Below are 20,296 nucleotides of genomic sequence, written 5' to 3' on the forward strand. Positions count from 1 at the left end.
TGCAACAATGACGGAAAATGATAACAACCGGGCTGTACCAAACGCGCTGCCACCCGGCTATCGCTTCAACGAATTTGAAATCAAAGAGGTGATTGGCGGGGGTGGATTCGGCATTGTCTATCGTGCCTGGGATCACCAGCTTGAACGTACTATTGCGATTAAAGAGTTTATGCCGTCGTCGCTTGCCGTGCGCAATGATGACATGACGCTGGTGCTGCGAAGCGATCGTTTCAGCAAGGCCTTCTCTGCCGGATTAAACAGTTTTATTCAGGAAGCGCGTCTGCTGGCGCGGTTTAACCACCCGAACCTGCTGCATGTCCTGCGCTTCTGGGTGCAAAACGACACGGCCTATATGGGTACCGTGTTCTACAGCGGCACCACATTGTCTCGCCTGCGGGATCAAAATCCGCGCCTGGTGGATGAAGTCTGGATCCGCCGCATGCTGCCGATGTTACTGGGTGCCATCAAAACCATTCATGATGAAGGCTATCTGCACCGGGATATTTCGCTGGATAACATCCAGATTCAGGACAACGGCCTGCCGGTGCTGCTCGATTTCGGATCTGCACGCCGCAGCATTGGTTCTGTTTCGGATGAGACGGAAACTATGCTCCGTCCGGGGTTTGCTCCTATCGAGCAGTACACTGACGACAATGAAAGTGAGCAGGGGCCGTGGACCGACATTTATGCATTGGGCGCGGTACTGCATACCCTGATTGTGGGCTCGCCGCCGCCGGTCAGCGTGGTGCGCAGTATTCAGGATGGTTATCAGCCATTGATCAGCCGCCATTTGCCGGGGTATTCCGCACCGTTGTTGATTGCTGTGGACAAGGCACTGTCGCTTAAAATGGAAGATCGCCCGCAGACCATCGACGAGTTTGCCGCGCTGATTGAGATGCCGGTAGCTGGCATGAACGATGTGGTCAGCGTCAAAAAGCCCGGCACGATGCTGGTGCCCATTGAAGAGATTGAAGAGAAACCAAACGTGCTGGACTGGCGGCGCTACAAGGTGCCGGGGCTGGTAGCGGCAGGTGTGCTGGTGGGTCTCATCGCCGGAAGCCAACTCTTCCGTCAGGATGCGGCACCGGAAGCGGTCGCTTCGCAAACGGCGAGCAATACGCCAACTGAAGCTCCGGTTACCGCGACGACGCCGTCAGAGCCTACGTCACCTGTCAGCACGACGGCACAAACGATGACGCCCGCAGCGACGGCACCACAAATACCTGTAGCGACGCCATCGACAACGAATACCGCCGCTCCCGTTGCACAGGTCTACATTCGCATGAATGAAGGCGAAAAACTCTCGCTGAACGGCGAGGCGCAATCGGTCAGTGCGGCAACCAGCGGTTTTGCGACCATCAAGCTTCAGCCGGGACGCTATGAGCTTGTGCTTCAGGGCAACGGACAGTCACGCAGCCAGACGCTGACTATCGCCAACGCCGGGACCTGGCTTGTGAATCCGCAACGATGACTCACCCCCAACGGCATTGTGCAATGATGCTAAGAATGAATGATGAATGTACTCAGACAGAGCCTTGATGGCAGTGGTGAATCCACTTTTGTCGTGTCACGCACACGTGCGGAGCCCGGCGATAAAGTGCATGACGTTGCTGCCCGTACCCTACGAGAATTAAATGAGACGCTGACGGATTTTTATCTTGAGTCAACGCAAATGCTCACTGTGGATAGCTATCCGGCTATCGAACTTTTCTATCAGTTTAAGAATGACAACCATGTGATTTATCAGCGCCAGACGCTGATTCTGATCGACACGGTCGAGGCCGGGAAAAAACTGGTGGCCTATGTGGCAACCTGTCCGGACGAGTTTACTCGTCACCATCAGCAGCAGTATCAGGACATTATTCAGGGGATTAAATTTCATCGCGGCAAGTAGCCGTTCCCCTCTCTGATGAAGGAAAGACCTCCGCTTTAGAAAACCGCACTCAACGGTCCCCTTCTCTGAGGGAGAGGGCCAGGGTGAGGGGCCTATGCCCGCACGATTTCCTCTGGTCATTTGAACGACTTAACCTTTCGGATGTATTGATATGCTTAATCGTATTACCGTACAGCTTCCGGTCGAGGGGCTACTCTTCTGGAAACTCTCTGGTCGCGAAGCGCTCTCCGAGCCATTCTCACTCGGCCTGACTCTGCTCGGCACCGATGCCCGAATGGATCGCAGTCAGCTGCTGGGCAAGCCGGTGACCGTCACCATCCCGACGCAAAATATGCTGTCGCCACGCTATCTGAACGGCAAAATCACCCGCGTGGCGGTGAGTGCCGTCGAGCTTTCTGGTACCCGCTATGCGGTATACCAACTCACCGTAGAGCCGGACCTGTGGCCGATGAAGCGTGATCGTAACCTGCGTATTTTCCAGGGACAAACCGTACCTCAGATAGTCAAAACTGCTGCTCAGTGAATACAAGGTTAATGTTGAGGATAAACTCACTGGCAGCTATCGCGTCTGGGATTACTGCGTGCAGTACCAGGAGAGCAGCTTCGATTTCATCAGCCGTCTGATGGAGCTGGAGGGCATCACTTACTCCTTCCGCCATGAAGCCGAGCGCCATGTGCTGGTGCTGACTGATGCCGCTACCCAGCACCAGCCGTTCCCCGGCTATGAAACTATTCCCTACCATGTGACCGCATCCGGCGGTAGCACCGATGAAGAGGGGGTCAGCCAGTGGGCGCTGACCGACAGCGTCACGCCGGGGATTTACAGTCTCGACGATTACGATTTCCGCAAACCCAACGCATGGCTGTTCCAGGCGCGCCAGAATCCGTCTTCACCGCAGCCGGGCAGTATCGACGTGTACGACTGGCCGGGACGTTTTGTCGAAAATGGCCACGCCGAGTTCTATGCCCAAAGTGCGTCAGGAGCGCTGGCAGGTGGAACACCAGCAGGTACAGGGTAGCGGCACTGCGCTGGGCATTGCCCCAGGCACCACCTTCACCCTGCACAATGCGCCGTCGTTCAGTGATAACGGTGAATACCTCACCACGGTCGCTAATTACTGGCTGGAAGAAAACCGCTACGCCAGCGGTGGTGACTCGCAGACCATTCATCGTGTCGACTTCACGGTCATCCCGTCATCAGTAACGTACCGCCCGGCGCAGACCGCACCCTGGCCGCGCACCTACGGGCCACAGACGGCGAAGGTCGTAGGTCCAAAAGGTGAAAGTATCTGGACCGATAAATACGGACGCATCAAGGTGAAATTCCACTGGGACCGTCTGGCAAAAGGCGACGACACCAGCTCCTGCTGGGTGCGCGTGTCAAGCGCCTGGGCAGGCCAGGGCTTTGGTGGGGTGCAAATCCCGCGTGTGGGCGACGAAGTGGTGGTGGACTTTATCAACGGCGACCCGGACAGACCGATTGTGACCGGGCGCGTGTATAACGAAGCCAGCATGCCGCCGTGGACATTACCGGCAGGTGCCACCCAGATGGGCTTCTTAAGCCGCTCCAAAGACGGCTCCGCCGACACTGCCAACGCCCTGCGTTTTGAAGACAAAGCGGGTGAAGAGCAGGTGTGGATCCAGGCAGAGCGCAACATGGACACGCACGTTAAAAACGACGAGTCACATAAGGTGGGCGGTGAACGCAGTCATTATGTGAAGAAGAATGAACTGCATCGAGTGGAGATCAACCAGACTCAGGCAATCAAAGGCGGAACCGAGATATTAACCGGCAAAGGTAAGCTCGATGCCGTGGTGGAGCAGTACGTCCTGGCATCAGGTACCAAACTGCGACTGGTCTGCGGTGAGAGCGCGTTCGAGTTGAATGCCAACGGCAAAATCAATCTTATCGGCAAGTCCTTTAACTTCTTCGTTGAGGAAGACGGACATATTAAAACCGGTGGCAAATTGCATCTTAATGCCGATGACACCCAGCCCGGCACAGTTGCACCGGGTGCCGATCATAAAAGTGATATTGATGCAGCGGTGCAGTCGCATTTTACGCCGGAGCAAAAAGGACAATCGGCGGGTGCTGCTCCACAAAGTCAGACCGCGTCTAAGCCGACAGCCGCGGCAGTGACGAATGAAAATGCATCGAGTCGTGAAAAATTTGACAAGATATCCCCCGTCATCTTTAAGAATGAAGGTGGCTTTGTTAATCACCCCGCCGATCCCGGCGGTGCTACGAATAAAGGGATCACATTCGGTACCTGGAAAGCTTATGCGCAGCAGGATCTTGGGGTAGAGCCTACATTGGATAATTTAAAAAACATAACAGATGAACAAGCTAAGACCATTTATTTTAACCGCTACTGGCAACCCTCGGGGTTTGATCAATTAAAAGATCAGAACCTTGCTCTTATGTCATATGACTGGACGCTTACATCCGGTGGTGCAGGAAAACAAATTCAAAAATTGTTAAATAATGAATTTGGTCAATCAGTCTCGACAGATGGCATTATTGGGCCAAAAACAATAGCAGCAATGAATAGCGTGCCTGACTCTGCTACACTGACTTCGCGCATTGCTGATATACGTAAAGATTATTATCGTGATTTGGTGACGGCAGCACCGGAAAAGGGCGTATTCCTCAAAGGATGGCTCAATAGGGTCGATTATTGTTCAGGAGTGGAGTTGTGACGATGAAAAAAAGGGCTCTTTTAACCTTGACTGCTTTGGCTATAAGCCATGCAGCGCTTGCCGGAAGTCTGTTCGATGGAAAATGGAGCGGCGAAGAAAAGAACGAGGATGGACTTTCTCAATTAACGTTAGTCATTGATCAGAATAATGAAAAACTGACGGGAAGTTATTGTTTCATCACGCGCGACGGAGCCCGTATAGATTGCCCTGATGAGAATATTAAAAACCTGCATGGAAACGTCAAAGGGAATCTGGCCACCATTACGTTTGATTCAGAATTCGGTGGAAAAAATGGTCATGCAACATTGCAACTTGTCGAAAATAAAATCAAATGGTCGCTCACTCAACCACCTACCAATGGTGAATATTATGCGCCACACGCTTTTACATTGAACAAAATTGATGAAAAAAAACTGCGCGCCGGAACTACCAGAAAATTTTCTACAGATAAATTCTCTGTTTCAGTGACAAATCGTTGCGGTGATTTTAATACTCAGTGTGATGATATGTTCTATCTCGGAGTAAGAAATAAAGATAATGAAGTCATAACCCTTAAAGGTAAAACAGTTCAGGATGTGAAAACGGGTTCCGTCATCGGTGCCGTATTTAAAAATGGCGATGTGGTATATTCAGTGGATTATGCAGGTCCTCGGTTAGAAGTAAAACAAAATGATAAGGTGCTTACTGAGCAATCTGGTCGTTGGATTAATTAATATTTTACCCCCACCCAATCACTGAAAATAATTTAACTCAGTTTTTATATTTTCTGCAGGTCGGGGGGGTAAGTTTATCTTTGTGCATTCGCGAATAATTAACACTCCTTCACCTATTCGGTTATTTATTTTCTTCAAAGGGCTAATGATGAAATATCACCTCCAGGAAGGTTCCTTCCAGTTATTTCCTGCGCAGTGGCAGGACACCAGCATGACGATTTTGCGCGATGACGACAGCGGCTTATCCGTTGTGGTCAGTCGGGGGCAGATCCCGGAAGGCAGTGATGCGGAAAAAGAATTTCATCGCCAATGGGATACTCTGCGTACGCAAATGGGTGATGTTCAGCAAAGCGAATTTGCACGTGTGCTGGTGGGTCCGCAACGAAATATTCGCGCGATCGAAGTCGAAACTACCTTTCTGCGCGCTGAGCACCACATCTGGCAAAAACAACTGGCGGTGCAGGTACCCGATAAACCGGTGCTGCTGGTCTTCACCTTCTCCGCACTGCGTGCGTTTACTGAGCAGGATGCCGAGCGCTGGAGCGGGATTAAAGCGACGCTCGCCCTCAACGACAATCGGAATGTATAAGGCATGAGCGACAAGCACGCGGCCCGTAAGGGTGACGATATTATTCACTCCAGCATCTTTGCGGACATCACCAGCATTGTGGCTGAAGGGGTTGCCTATACGGTGATTGGTTCAGCCGTGGCCGGTGTTGCCATGCTGGCTGGACCAATTTTGGTCCCCACACTTGCTGCGGCGGGTGCAGGCGCTGCGGCAACGGCAACAGCAACCGGACTTGCCGCCATAAGTTCAAGCTGTGTTCTCAGCGGAATAATAGGCTCCATTCTGGCTAATGTTGCCGGTGTGACGGACGATATCAGCAATGCCGCAGCAGCTCTGGGCGACGCCATTTTCCCGCCATCACCCGCCGGAAAAATTGCCAGCGGCTCCGATAATGTGCTGACCAATAAGACGCCTGCCGCCCGTGCCGCCGGGACGCAGACGCCAGGAGACACACCACCACCGGAACCCCAATCGCCTACCAGTTTTGCTGACTACGGCGGCATGTTGCTGTCGATGGCGGCGCAGTTTGGCAGCAACATGTGGCAGCCACAGGTCGCATCGGCGGCGGAAGGAACCTCGCCGCTCGAAGAGGACAAAGTTGATTGCGAAAAACACTCGCCGCAGCAGTACCTGGCGGAAGGGTCAAAGAGCGTTTTCATCAACAACCAGCCCGCCGCCCGTGCCAAAGATCGTACCACCTGCGAAGCCACCATCTCGGAAAAGGTGTCGCCAGATGTCATTATTGGTGGTGAAACGCTGACTGTACGCGATATCAAAAGTGGCAAGAAAGCTGGACTGGCGCTGGGAATGATTGCCATGTCACTGATTCGAGGCCGCTTTGGCTCAATACGCACAAGTATGCCCTGTGCAATTGCCTCAGCGGGTGCAGGTATGCTCACTGACATGGCCATTAGTGCCGTGTTTGGTTCCTCAAACCCGGTACACGCGTCGACCGGGGTGAAAGTCCTTAACGATGAGAATGAACAGGACTTCGCGCTACCGGGACGTTTCCCACTGGTCTGGCAACGTAGTTACAACAGTCTTACCACGCGAACCGGTTTGTTCGGCACCGGCTGGGCGACCGTGTTTGACAGCTATCTTCAGCTCGATGGCGAAACCGCCACCTGGTTTGACGACACCGGGCGTGAGCTGACCTTCACCTTGCCTGCCAGCAACAGCGCCTTTTACAGCATCAGCGAAGGCTTGATTATTCGCCGCAACGAGCAGGGCGATGTGGTGATTGCCGACGATGACGGTGCGCTCTGGCGGCTGTTTAAACCGACACGGAAAAACCCGGCCCTTCTTCGTCTGGCCTCACTCAGTGACGAGTACGGCAACGCGCTGGAGATGGGCTGGGACGAGCATGGACGGCTGGTGCGCATCCATGACGAACCCCTCGCCATCGACGTGGCGCTGCGCTACGAAGATGAACGTTTCCCGTCACGCGTCACCTCCGCCAGCCACTTTGATGGCGAGCAGCGCTGGCCGCTGATGACCTGGCGCTACGACGCGCGCGGTCAACTGGCCGCAGTGCAGGATGCGGCTGGCGTGGTGACTCGCGAGTTTCGTTATAACGACGATCATTTGATGACCTGGCACCGCCTGCCGGGTGGGCTGGAAAGTGAATACCGCTGGCAGGAGTTTGACCACTGGCGGGTAGTGGAAAACCGTACCAGCAGCGGCGATGGTTGCCGCTTTACCTACGACCTGGACACCGGGCTGACCACCGTCCAGCAGTATGACGGTCACATCCGCCAGCATTACTGGAACACGCAGGGGCTGATCACCTCCTTTGTGGACGAACGCGGCGAACGCTGGCAGTACGAATGGAACGATAACGAACTGCTGACAAAACGTATCGATCCACTGGGCAACACCACGACCTTTGTGTACGACGATACGGGCAACCGTATCCAGGAGATCGACCCGCTGGGGAATGTTCGCGCCACGCAGTGGCTGGTGCAGCGCGCGCTGCCGACGGTGATCACTGAACCCAACGGGGCAGCGACGCGTTTTTACTATGACGAACACTTTGGACTTGGACGCATTGTTGACCCCATGGGGCAGACCACGCTGCTGCGCCGCGATGCGTTTGGGCAGGTCATTGAAGAGGTGGATGCGGGAGGGAATACGTATCGTACAAAGTTTGGTGATTCAGGATTAGTACAGAGCCGGACGGATTGTTCAGGTTACACAACTCATTACCGATATCACCCGCTTGGTTGGCTGAATTTCATCCGTACCGCTTCGGGGGAAGTGACCACCATTTTTCACGATGCCGCAGGGCGCACATTGCGAATTGAACGTGCAGAAGGTTGGCAGCAGACACTGGAATGGAATCTGCTTGGGCAGGTAGTGGGCCAAATAGCGGCGGACGGTACGCGTAGCGAATTTGAATATGATGCTATTGGACGGCTTATCACCACCAGAGATCCTCTTGGCCTGGAACATCATCGCCACTGGGATAATCGCAACCGCTTGACCGAACTGACCAATCCTAATGGTGAGAAGTATCGTTTCGAGTGGGGTTCCGGTTCGAAGCTTCTGGAGGAAGTGGGCCTTGACGGTGTAATTACGCGCTATACCTATGATGCTTGCGGACGAGTGACCAGCCGTGAGTTCGCTTCGGGGCATCAGGAATCAATCACGCACGTATTTAACTGGAATGCTGCGGGCCAACTGCGTGATCGTATAACGCCTGAAGCGTCAACGAGATACACATACTCTTCCACTGGTCAGATTCAGCGAGTCGCCGTTTATCCGCCACTTGGTGAAAATATCTGGAGTCCGGTTGCTGAACAGGAACTTACCTTCACATACGATTTACTGGGGCGCATGACACATGAGGAAGGTGAAAACGGCGCGTTGTCATGGCAATACGATAATTCAGGTAATTGCACGGCTATTGAGTTGCCACATAGCAATACTCTCAAGTATTTGCACTACGGTAACGGTCATCTCCTGAGTATCGCGTTTAATGGGGTAACGATCAGCGATTTCACACGCGATGAAATGCATCGGGAGACGAGTCGAACACTTGGTGGGCTAACCTGCCGCAATGAGTATGATCGCCTCGGACGCATTCAGCGTCGGGATGTTTTTGTCGGACATTCTCAGCGTCCGGCCCCCAGACGCTGGTCTCGTCGTTGGGACTATGACTATCACAGTCAGCTTGTGCGTGAAGAGCGTGAGGATAACCCCTTTAAGTGGTCAAATTGGCAGTATGACAGTTTAGGAAGATTGCTGACTCAGGATGGCACGTTAGGAGGCAATGAGCAGTGTCGCTGGGATGCGGCTGGAAATCCTTTGGACACCGGCCTGTCTGAAAACGTCGCTTTTAACCGTATCACCCGGCTGAATGGCATCCGCTGGCAGTATGACATCCACGGACGCACCACCGATAAAGACAATGGTCAGACGCGCTGGACATACCGTTATGATGGCGAGCATCGCCTGACGGATGTAATAAGCCAACCGCGCGATCGCAATAAACCGCAGACGCAGGTTAGTTTCCGCTACGATCCGCTGGGCAGACGCATCAGCAAAACCCGCCAGCAAATGCTCGGCGGCCACCTCATTGGTAAGCGAATGACGACCCGTTTTCTGTGGGAAGGTTTCCGCCTGCTCCAGGAGATCCACGACGACGTTCCATTGACCTATGTCTACAGCGACCAGGAGAGCTACGAGCCGCTGGCGCGTATTGATGGCACCGACTCGCCGGAGATTTTCTGGTTCCACTGCCAACCCAACGGCACGCCTGAGCGGATGACGGATAACGAAGGTGAATTGCGCTGGGAAGGGCAGAACAGTGCCTGGGGCAAGTTGCTGCGTGAGATTCCGCACAAGGCTACGGATTATCCGCAAAACCTGCGAATGCAGGGGCAATACCTGGATCGGGAAACTGGGCTGCACTATAACCTCTTTCGTTACTATGATCCGGATAGTGGTCGTTTTACTCAGCATGATCCAATTGGTCTTGCGGGGGGGATAAACCTTTACCGATTCGCACCGAATGCCCTTGTTTGGATTGACCCGCTTGGCCTGGCATCAGCTATTGTGTATTGGCTTGCTCCATCCAATCCGGGCTCTGAAGGCGCAACAGGGCATTACACCGTAAAAGTAATGGGTGATAAAATTTTGCATACTCATCAGTATGGTGGTTACGATGACATGGTGAATGAAGGTGGACGTATGGTAGGGATCAACCCTACGGATACCCAGATAGCAAGCGATGGCCAATCACAACTTAACAGCGCAAAAATGAAGGGAGAACCTATTCATAAAGCGACGTTTGATATGACGGATGCTGGAGCAGAAAAGGCTCTGGAATTTCAAAGATCACAACTGGGTAAAAGCTTAGGTCCGTACGATGTTAGGACCAGGAGTTGCCTTACACATGTTATGGAGGTCCTCTCTGCTGGAGGCGTTGATGTTCCCCAAGGTGCGATGCGGCAGTATCATTACATTCAGAAGAAACTGGGTGTCATAAAATGTAAACAACGAGGCTCATAATGCGATTACTTTGCCCAATCCATCAGAAAGCACAAACAATTTCAGTCTCCAGAAAAGTTAGAGATATTTTAGTAAACCATCTTCCGCTTTCAGACTATACATTTGTTCGTGTCGTTGTTCATACACAAGAAAATGGTCAGGAAGTCCAAAGCGGATATTCATATCTTGAAAAAGAAGATGTGTTATTTTTAAACCTCCCTCTTAAATCAGAGGTTCATCTTGTTGACAGAGACTATGTTCTGAGAGAGTGGAATGATCGAAAAAAGATATTTGAGATGCGACCTCTTTTAAAAACTGTATGTGACGACTGTTTTGCCCCTTTGGGTGAATTAAAGTTATGGTGAAATGAATCCCAAAACTTTGTAGTGTTGGCTGGCTGGTTTTTTAATTCCCAGGACGTGAGGGTTGCTATTTTTTTTGGTGGTTTATTTAATTATCTACGATGTAAGGACCAAAAACCGCCTTGTCCGCGTAATGAAAGCATTGGGGTAGGGTGAGACTGGTATACCGAAAGGAGCAATGAAGATATGTCATTTCAGGCAATGGGAGTTTTGTCGATAAAAAATATAAGAAAGGAATGTAATCATGTTGGGTTTATGCAAGATTCATAATGAACCAGAAGGCATTTATGTTTCTCGAAAGATAAAGAACATTCTTAATGATAACCAATATTTATCTGATTATAGCTTTTTCCACATCATTGTGCATACCGTTGATGGTGGCAAGCAAACGGGGGTGTGTCATTATTATCTTGAGGGGGAGGATATGCAAAATATTGGATTACCGTTAGAGTCACCGATTGAACTTTGGGATAGAGATAAAGAATTGAAATCTATGAATGATCGGATTTTATGTCTAAAAATAAGAAAGTTGGTTATTGGTGTTTGTGAGAAATGCTTTAGTCCTATCAATATTTTTAAATCTTAATGTTTGTTGAGTTGATAGGTTTTTTTTGTGCAGGTGTGCTCTATTGCTCAAGAGAGTCATGAATTTTTTAAGTTCGTTTGCTTTTTCTGCTTGTAAAAAAGCACAAAGCTTCTATCTCAGTACCACTTATAAGCACATTGCTAAACACTCATTCTTTGAAAATAACAGGCATATGAAGCGGTAAGATAAAAATCGAGCCAAAAATAAGAATAGTAAAATACTGCTATCTGAAATTTTTCAGATTAAAACCTTCATAGCTCCTTCGGTAATGTTGTTTTTAAATTTTCTTTTCGACCCAATTTGAAAATCAACAATATTATTTCAAAAGTCAGAATAACAACCGGAATGTATAAGGCATGAGCGATAAGCACGCGGCCCGTAAGGGTGACGATATTATTCACTCCAGCATCTTTGCAGACATCACCAGCATTGTGGCTGAAGGGGTAGCCTATGCGGCGATTGGCGCCGCAGTCGCTTTTGCTGCGACGGCAGCGGCACCGGCGCTTGCTGCGGCAGGAGCAGGGGCTGCCGCGGCAAGTGTCGCAGCGGTGGGTTCAAGTTGTGTACTGAGCGGAATAGTCGGCTCTATCATCGCCAACGTGGCAGGCATCACTGACGATATCAGTAACGCCGCCAATAGCATCGGCGACGCCATTTTCCCACCATCGCCCGCCGGAAAAATTGCCAGCGGCTCCGATAATGTGCTGACCAACAAGACGCCTGCAGCCCGTGCTGCCGGAACGCAAGTACCTGGAGACACGCCACCAGCGGAGCCTCAGTTACCCACCAGTTTTGCTGACTACGGCGGCATGCTGCTGTCGATGGCGGCGCAGTTTGGCAGCAACATGTGGCAGCCACAGGTCGCATCGGCGGCAGAAGGCACGTCCACGGAAGAACAGGACACTGTGGACTGCGAGAAACACTCGCCGCAACAGTACCTGGCGGAAGGGTCGAAGAGCGTTTTCATCAACAACCAGCCCGCCGCCCGCGCCAAAGATCGCACCACCTGCGAAGCCACCGTTTCAGAGAAAGTTTCCCCGGATGTGATTATCGGCGGTGAAACGCTGACCGTGCGCGACATCAAAAGCGGTAAGACGCCAGGTCTGGCACTGGCAATGATCGCCATGTCGCTGATTCGCGGGCGTCCCGGTACGATCCTCAAAAACATGCCCTGTGCCATTGCCTCAGCGGGTGCTGGTATGCTCACTGACATGGCCATCAGTGCCGTGTTTGGTTCCTCAAACCCGGTACACGCGTCGACCGGGGTGAAAGTCCTTAACGATGAGAATGAACAGGACTTCGCACTACCGGGACGTTTCCCGCTGGTCTGGCAACGTAGTTACAACAGTCTTACCACGCGAACCGGTTTGTTCGGCACGGGCTGGGCGACCGTGTTTGACAGCTATCTTCAGCTTGATGGTGAGACCGCTACCTGGTTTGACGACACCGGGCGCGAGCTGACTTTCACCTTGCCCGCCAGCAACAGCGCCTTTTACAGCATCAGCGAAGGGCTGATTATTCGTCGTAACGAGCAGGGCGATGTGGCGATTGCCGACGATGACGGTGCGCTCTGGCGGCTGTTTAAACCGACACGGAAAAACCCGGCCCTTCTTCGTCTGGCCTCACTCAGTGACGAGTACGGCAACGCGCTGGAGATGGGCTGGGACGAGCACGGACGGCTGGTGCGCATCCATGACGAACCGCTCGCCATCGACGTGGCGCTGCGCTACGAAGATGAACGTTTCCCGTCACGCGTCACCTCCGCCAGCCACTTTGATGGCGAGCAGCGCTGGCCGCTGATGACCTGGCGCTACGACGCGCGCGGTCAACTGGCCGCAGTGCAGGATGCGGCTGGCGTGGTGACTCGCGAGTTTCGTTATAACGACGATCATTTGATGACCTGGCACCGCCTGCCGGGTGGGCTGGAGAGTGAATACCGCTGGCAGGAGTTTGACCACTGGCGGGTGGTGGAAAACCGCACCAGCAGCGGCGATGGCTGCCGCTTTACCTACGACCTGGACACCGGGCTGACCACCGTCCAGCAGTATGACGGTCACATCCGCCAGCATTTCTGGAATACGCAGGGGCTGATCACCTGCTTTGTGGACGAACGCGGCGAACGCTGGCAGTACGAATGGAACGATAACGAACTGCTGACAAAACGTATCGATCCGCTGGGCAACACCACGACCTTTGTGTACGACGAGACGGGCAACCGTATCCAGGAGATCGACCCGCTGGGGAATATCCGCGCCACGCAGTGGCTGGTGCAGCGTGCGCTGCCGACGGTTATCACTGAACCCAACGGGGCAGCGACGCGTTTTTACTATGACGAACACTTTGGACTTGGACGCATTGTTGACCCCATGGGGCAGACCACGCTGCTGCGCCGTGATGCGTTTGGGCAGGTCATTGAAGAGGTGGATGCGGGAGGGAATACCCGTCGCCAGGCCTTTAATGATGCGGGCCAGATCATAACTGAAACCGATTGTTCCGGCCGTACCACGCGTTATCGCTATCACCCGCGTGGCTGGCTGAAAGCCGTTGAGACCGCAGATGGTGAAGAGACGCGGTATCAGTACGACGCCGCAGGTCGCCCGCTGCAACTTGAACGCGCGGAAGGCTGGCAGGAGTCGATTGGCTGGAACACGCGTGGCCTGCCTGAATTCCATATCACCCCGGACGGTAAGCGCCAGGAGTTTGAATACGATGCGACGGGTCGACTCGTTGCCAGTCGTAATGCGCTCGGTGAGGCTATCCGTCGGCAGTGGGACAGCCGTAATCGCCTGACTGCGCTACATAACGAGAACGGTGAAGCGTACCGGTTCGAGTGGGGTGCGGATTCACTCCTGTTAGCGGAAACCGGGCTGGATGGTGTGGCAACGCGCTATGCGTATGACGCCTGCGGACGCACGATCGAGCGCACCTTCGCCGCCGGGCACCCGGAGGCCATTGCGCATGGCTTTCGCTGGAATGCAACCGGGCAACTTATTGCGCGCACCTCCCCTGAGGGGCTAACACGGTATCACTACTCTGATGCCGGACAGATTGAACGGGTAGCCCAGCATCCACCGCTGGGTGAGGGCGTCTGGAGTCAGGCCGCTGAGCAGGAAATTTGCTTCCGCTACGACGCATTAGGGCGGGTCATCGGCGAAGAGGGTGAAAATGGCACACTGGGCTGGACCTATGATGCCCTGAACAACCGGACGTCGGTGCAACTTCCTGACGGGCGCAACCTCAAGTACTTCTATTACGGCAGCGGGCACCTGTTGAGCCTGGCGCTGGATAACCTTCCCATCAGTGATTTCACCCGTGATGAACTTCACCGGGAAGTGAGCCGCAGCCAGGGGTTGTTGACCAGCCGAAATGAGTACGACCGCCTGGGCCGTGTGCAGCGTCGTGACGTGTTTGCGGGCAACGCACAACGCCCGGCACCGAGGCGCTGGTCGCGCCGTTGGGACTACGACTATCGCAATAATCTGGTACGCGAAGAGCGTGATGACAATCCTTTTAGCTGGTCGAACTGGCAGTATGACAGCGCTGGGAGGTTACTGGAGCAGGATGGCACGCTCCCCGGCCAGGAGCAGTGGCGCTGGGATGCCGCAAGTAATCCGCTGGATGACAGTTTGCAGCAGAGCGTGCGTCACAACCGCGTAACCCGGTTAAATGGCATCCAGTGGCAGTACGACATCCACGGACGCACCACCGAAAAAGACAATGGTCAGACTCGCTGGACATACCGTTATGATGGTGAGCATCGCCTGACGGATGTGATAAGCCAACCGCGCGATCGCAATAAACCGCAGACGCAGGTCAGTTTCCGTTACGATCCGCTGGGCAGGCGCATCAGCAAAACTCGTCAGCAACTGCTCGGTGGTCAGCCGATGGGTAAGCGCGTTACAACGCTGTTCCTGTGGGAAGGCTTCCGCCTGCTCCAGGAGATCCACGCTGACGTTCCATTGACCTATGTCTACAGCGACCAGGAGAGCTACGAGCCACTGGCGCGTATTGATGGCACCGACTCGCCGGAAATTTTCTGGTTCCACTGCCAGCCCAATGGCACGCCCGAGCGGATGACGGATAACGAAGGTGAATTGCGCTGGGAAGGGCAGAACAGTGCCTGGGGCAAGTTGCTGCGTGAGATTCCGCACAAGGCTACGGATTATCCGCAAAACCTGCGAATGCAGGGGCAATACCTGGATCGGGAAACCGGGCTGCACTACAATCTTTTCCGCTACTACGACCCGGACAGCGGACGCTTCACCCAGGAGGACCCGATAGGGTTGGCGGGGGGGATAAACCTCTACCAGTACGCGCCAAATGCGTTGGGTTGGGTGGATCCGTGGGGATTATCGAGATGTAAAGCACCGAATGGATATAGAGCTGGTGATGTTGATCCACATGGTAAACTTTCTCCAGGTGCAAACAGAGCGTTGGGCCATACAAATAGTAAAAATGATGGATTTGTGCAAAGTCACCATCCAATACAAGACGCTTGGGCTAAGAAAAGAATAAACGATTACCAGAGAAATACTGCACCTGCTACGTTACTTAAATCTGCATCAGGCAGTCCACATGCTAATATAAGTTCTGCTCAACGAAGTCGTAGAGCTTTGCCTGGCGGTTGGGATACGACATTGAAACAAGAGTTTCATATCAGTTACAAAGAAATGATTGATGCAGGTGTTCCAAAGCAGCAGGCAAGGAAAGCGATTAGTGATTCTTATAAATATTTTGACCAATTGAGAGAGTCTAATGATAATAATGTTCACTTTGATATCTAACTTATTCATTTATAGGTAATCCGGTATGGAAAAAAAAGATTTAATTGATCAGTTAAATAAAATTGAAAAACTCGTGAACTCGTCATTACCTTCGGAGTACAAGCGCTTCATGGTTGATAATGTCAAGGATTCTGATGCTTATGAAATTCAACGAGCAAATGGCGACCAGCTTTATATTTTCAATTGTTTTGATTTGCTTGAAAGAAATAATACATACACAATCCAACAAATTGAACCTGACGTTTTATTGATTGGTCAAGATGGTGATCTGGGATACTTTTTGGATTTAAACAAAGGAACTGATGAGATTTATTCTTTAGATCTTGGAGCGTTAGGAAGTCTAAGTATGGATAAAGAAAGTAATAGTATATTTATGCTATAGTTTTTAACTGTTCTGAAACTTGTTCGGTATAAAGAAAAACCCACGCCTAACGTGGGTTTTTTCATTCATAACAAACCAAACGTTAAATAGGAAGTTCAGCATATCGCCATCTTTAATTATGTAATCTTTCCCTTCTGCACACATTTGCCAGTTTCCTTCGTGTGTTGTTCACCGTGTTCACGATAAGCTATTAGTTTACCCGTGACGAACGTCACCTTTTGACCAGCCGCACGCAGGGGCTGCTGAGCACTCGCAGCGAATACGACCGCCTGGGCCGTGTGCAGCGTCGTGACGTGTTTGCGGGCAACGCACAACACCCGGCACCGAGGCGCTGGTCGCGCCGTTGGGACTACGACTATCGCAATAATCTGGTACGCGAAGAGCGTGATGACAATCCATTTAGCTGGTCGAACTGGCAGTATGACAGCGCGGGCAGGTTGCTGGAGCAGGATGGCACGCTCCCTGGCCAGGAGCAGTGGCGCTGGGATGCGGCAAGCAATCCGCTGGATGACAGTTTGCAACAGAGCGTGCGCCATAACCGCGTCACCCGGTTAAATGGCATCCAGTGGCGGTACGATATCCACGGTCGCACGACGTTCAAAGACAATGGCCAGACCCGCTGGACATACCGTTATGATGGTGAGCATCGCCTGACGGATGTAATAAGCCAACCGCGCGATCGCAATAAACCGCAGACGCAGGTCAGTTTCCGTTACGACCCGCTGGGCAGGCGCATCAGCAAAACCCGTCAGCAACTGCTCGGTGGTCAGCCGATGGGCAAGCGCGTTACAACGCTTTTTCTGTGGGAAGGTTTCCGCCTGCTGCAGGAGATCCACGATGACGTTCCATTGACCTATGTCTACAGCGACCAGGAGAGCTACGAGCCGCTGGTGCGTATTGATGGCATCGACTCGCCGGAAGTTTTCTGGTTCCACTGCCAACCCAACGGCACGCCCGAGCGGATGACGGATAACGAAGGTGAACTGCGCTGGGAAGGGCAGAACAGTGCCTGGGGCAAGCTGCTGCGTGAGATGCCGCACAAGGCTACGGATTATCCGCAAAACCTTCGAATGCAGGGGCAATACCTGGATCGAGAAACCGGGCTGCACTACAATCTTTTCCGGTACTACGACCCGGACAGCGGACGCTTCACCCAGCAGGACCCGATAGGGCTGGCGGGGGAATAAACCTCTACCAGTACGCGCCAAATACGCTGGGATGGGTGGATCCGTGGGGGCTTAAATGTTGGAGCACGGCAAGAAAAGATTTTTGGAAAAATGAAGCAAAGATTAATCCAACAAAATATTCGCAGAGAAATTTAGACAGGATGAGTAATGGCCTTGCTCCTAAGATGCGAATTGAAGTCTTTAACCATAAAAAACAAATATTTGAAATGAAAAATGTATCAATGGAAATACACCATAAATATTTACCTCAGCGAGGTGGTTCTCAGAAAGCTCATGAATTATGGAATCTTGAGAAGGCTACGCCGTGGGGTCATGCTTCAATGGATCCATATCGACATACCGGTTACGACTTAATACGAATTATTAAAGGAACGAACTCATGGTGACGACAATAGATGTTAAGAATTATATCTCAACTGATAGTTATTTGAATTTATTAGATAAGGCAGTGTGTTCGTTATCATTTACGTTGCGGGAGGGGAATATTCCAAGTCAGGTTTTTAATATTGATGCAGGTTGTCTTAATAAAGCTGGGATTGGTCTTTCTGAGTTAAATGAACTTTATGATGATGATGATAAAATCATAAGATTTATAGAGTTGCATCAAAATGAGATACAAGATGATGACGATGACTACTATGAGGATAATGACGAGGATAAAAGCGAAACAATAGAAGTGCTTCCGTCATATAAGAATTTTCTAATCGGATATTTAATTAAGTATTATTTTTTAAAAAAACAACCCAAAAGGTCTCGATGTTTATTTAAAGGCATTGCGGATTCCTAATCACAAAAAATATGCTGTAGAATTAAAAAGTATTTATAGCCGTTTGTGAAAAATAAAGCCGGAAAAGATCCCTTGATCTTTCCGGCTTATTTTTATTTAGTCGCTGTTGTTCAGTGAACTAAACAAGCGCTTCCCACCCGGTTAAATGGCATCCAGTGGCAGTACGATATCCACGGTCGCACGACGTTCAAAGACAACGGACAGACCCGCTGGACATACCGTTATGATGGTGAGCATCGCCTGACGGATGTGATAAGCCAACCGCGCGATCGCAATAAACCGCAGACGCAGGTCAGTTTCCGTTACGACCCGCTGGGCAGGCGTATCAGCAAAACTCGTCAGCAACTGCTCGGTGGTCAGCCGATGAGTAAGCGCGTTACAACGCTGTTCCTGTGGGAAGGCTTCCGCCTGCTCCAGGAGATCCACGCTGACGTTCCATTAACCTACGTCTACAGCGACCAGGAGAGCTACGAGCCGCTGGCGCGTATTGATGGCACCGACTCGCCGGACATTTTCTGGTTCCATTGTCAGCCCAACGGCACGCCCGAGCGGATGACGGATAACGAAGGTGAATTGCGTTGGGAAGGGCAGAACAGTGCCTGGGGCAAGTTGCTGCGTGAGATGCCGCACAAGGCGACGGATTATCCGCAAAACCTGCGAATGCAGGGGCAATACCTGGATCGAGAAACCGGGCTGCACTACAATCTTTTCCGCTACTACGACCCGGATAGCGGACGCTTCACCCAGCAGGACCCGATAGGGTTGGCGGGGGGGATAAACCTCTACCAGTACGCGCCAAATGCGTTGGGATGGGTGGATCCGTGGGGATTGATGAAGTGTTCAACCCATGACCGTATTATCAATGATGCTAATAAGGTTGCATCACCAGGTGGGCATATAACACCAAAGCAAGCACAGATATTAAAGGGGAATTTACCTAAAGTACAAAGGCGCAGCGTTTTCCAGAACAAGTCAGTCCGAAAAGAGTTTATAAGAGACCAAAAATACCTCATGAGTCAATGGGAAATAAACACTGGAAGAGCTTGGCCTACGGGGGCAACACCACATCATATCATTCCATTAGAAAGTGGTGGTGCTAATAAATGGTGGAATTTAATGCCAACAAATGGTTCATTACCAAATCATTCATTGCCTGGAATAGAAGGTCCACATGCAGCAGGTGGGGTGCTTCGTACTACAATTCAACAAAGTAGAAAGGCTTTGCCACCAGGAACCATAACAGATTTGAGGTTATAATATGAAAAGTTTTGATGAGATCTTGAATGAGATCGAGAAGGCGAGTTTTTTTTCGAGTATGGGTGTGCCTGATATCCAGGATGAAAATGTTATTTTGATCGAAGGTGTATGTAAGGTTTTCGTACATCCTTCTGATATCGATTTTAAAGGATACTATGCAGGCACTGAGTGGCTTCCAACGTCTCCAACACAAGATGACCCATTTTATAAAAAAATAAACAATCCTAAAGACATTGTTGATCTTAGAATTAAAATCAACAAGGCTATAATGAATTCAATAAAAGAGGTCTCTAAGGATAATTTTATTTGTGCACCACATGACTTCAGCCTGGCTGCGAAAAATGGCATATGCTTTGCTTTTAGGCAATATGTTTCTGAACATTACCTTGGCCTAGGGAATAGATGGGAGGAGATTGTTAACCTTTATTATTCGGGTCATTGGCCTGTTGGTTATGCTAAAGAAAAAATAATTGCTATTTAGTCTTTTGAACTGGAGAGGATATCATAAGTTCTTTCCAGTTCAATGACAGGTCGGAGATATATACGAATCTGAAAAACTGGTGCTTTTCCGAATCTTTTGATTGT

At 51.3% G+C, this 20,296-nt stretch carries 11 protein-coding genes and 4 pseudogenes; 14 read left to right on the forward strand and 1 reads right to left on the reverse strand.

The window, feature by feature from the left end:
• Positions 1–7 precede the first annotated feature (7 nt).
• The 10 genes and pseudogenes from AC5JPW_RS16515 to AC5JPW_RS16560 all read left to right on the forward strand — a co-directional run bounded on the left by AC5JPW_RS16515 (position 8) and on the right by AC5JPW_RS16560 (position 16,480).
• The gene (locus tag AC5JPW_RS16515; RefSeq protein WP_494242036.1) at positions 8–1,471 is read left to right on the forward strand and encodes a serine/threonine protein kinase; all 1,464 of its coding nucleotides are present in this window, start codon (positions 8–10) and stop codon (positions 1,469–1,471) included.
• A gap of 39 nt (positions 1,472–1,510) precedes the next feature.
• Positions 1,511–1,894: a DcrB-related protein gene (locus tag AC5JPW_RS16520; protein ID WP_494242037.1), complete on the forward strand. Its 384-nt coding sequence runs from the start codon at positions 1,511–1,513 to the stop codon at positions 1,892–1,894.
• A 151-nt stretch (positions 1,895–2,045) separates the two neighbouring features.
• Positions 2,046–4,594, forward strand: a pseudogene (gene tssI / locus AC5JPW_RS16525) (type VI secretion system tip protein TssI/VgrG).
• Positions 4,591–5,307, forward strand: coding sequence for a hypothetical protein (locus AC5JPW_RS16530; RefSeq protein WP_494242039.1), 717 nt, complete (start codon positions 4,591–4,593; stop codon positions 5,305–5,307). Before tssI ends, AC5JPW_RS16530 begins: the two are co-directional and overlap by 4 nt.
• 148 nt (positions 5,308–5,455) lie before the next feature.
• Positions 5,456–5,896 carry a DcrB-related protein gene (locus tag AC5JPW_RS16535; RefSeq protein ID WP_494242041.1) on the forward strand — a complete coding sequence of 147 codons (441 nt, stop codon included), beginning with the start codon at positions 5,456–5,458 and terminating at the stop codon, positions 5,894–5,896.
• Positions 5,897–5,899: 3 nt separating this feature from the next.
• A complete protein-coding gene (locus tag AC5JPW_RS16540; protein ID WP_494242042.1) occupies positions 5,900–10,387 on the forward strand; it encodes an RHS repeat-associated core domain-containing protein in 4,488 nt (1,495 codons plus the stop codon).
• The gene (locus AC5JPW_RS16545; protein ID WP_494242044.1) at positions 10,387–10,731 is read left to right on the forward strand and encodes a hypothetical protein; all 345 of its coding nucleotides are present in this window, start codon (positions 10,387–10,389) and stop codon (positions 10,729–10,731) included. The genes AC5JPW_RS16540 and AC5JPW_RS16545 overlap by 1 nt, the downstream gene beginning before the upstream one ends.
• A gap of 241 nt (positions 10,732–10,972) precedes the next feature.
• Positions 10,973–11,314, forward strand: a complete 342-nt coding sequence (locus AC5JPW_RS16550; RefSeq protein ID WP_494242046.1) for a hypothetical protein — start codon at positions 10,973–10,975, stop codon at positions 11,312–11,314.
• A 356-nt stretch (positions 11,315–11,670) separates the two neighbouring features.
• Positions 11,671–16,098, forward strand: a complete 4,428-nt coding sequence (locus AC5JPW_RS16555; protein WP_494242049.1) for an RHS repeat-associated core domain-containing protein — start codon at positions 11,671–11,673, stop codon at positions 16,096–16,098.
• A gap of 25 nt (positions 16,099–16,123) precedes the next feature.
• Positions 16,124–16,480: an SMI1/KNR4 family protein gene (locus AC5JPW_RS16560; RefSeq protein ID WP_494242051.1), complete on the forward strand. Its 357-nt coding sequence runs from the start codon at positions 16,124–16,126 to the stop codon at positions 16,478–16,480.
• A gap of 78 nt (positions 16,481–16,558) precedes the next feature.
• Here AC5JPW_RS16560 and AC5JPW_RS16565 read toward each other — a convergent pair.
• Positions 16,559–16,656 (reverse strand): annotated as a pseudogene (locus AC5JPW_RS16565) (DUF933 domain-containing protein); the annotation flags it as partial.
• A gap of 18 nt (positions 16,657–16,674) precedes the next feature.
• On the opposite strand from AC5JPW_RS16565, the pseudogene AC5JPW_RS16570 reads away from it, so the two are divergent.
• The 4 genes and pseudogenes from AC5JPW_RS16570 to AC5JPW_RS16585 form a co-directional block, all read left to right on the forward strand.
• Positions 16,675–18,053 (forward strand): annotated as a pseudogene (locus AC5JPW_RS16570) (RHS repeat domain-containing protein); the annotation flags it as partial.
• The gene (locus AC5JPW_RS16575) at positions 18,047–18,454 is read left to right on the forward strand and encodes a hypothetical protein (protein ID WP_494242053.1); all 408 of its coding nucleotides are present in this window, start codon (positions 18,047–18,049) and stop codon (positions 18,452–18,454) included. The pseudogene AC5JPW_RS16570 and the gene AC5JPW_RS16575, both read left to right, overlap by 7 nt.
• A 135-nt stretch (positions 18,455–18,589) precedes the next feature.
• A pseudogene (locus AC5JPW_RS16580) lies at positions 18,590–19,711 on the forward strand (RHS repeat-associated core domain-containing protein); the annotation flags it as partial.
• 1 nt (position 19,712) lies between these two features.
• Entirely contained in the window at positions 19,713–20,192 is a 480-nt protein-coding gene (locus tag AC5JPW_RS16585) for a hypothetical protein (protein ID WP_494242055.1), read from the forward strand.
• Positions 20,193–20,296: the final 104 nt, after the last annotated feature.

It is taken from the genome of Phytobacter sp., from assembly GCF_059074235.1.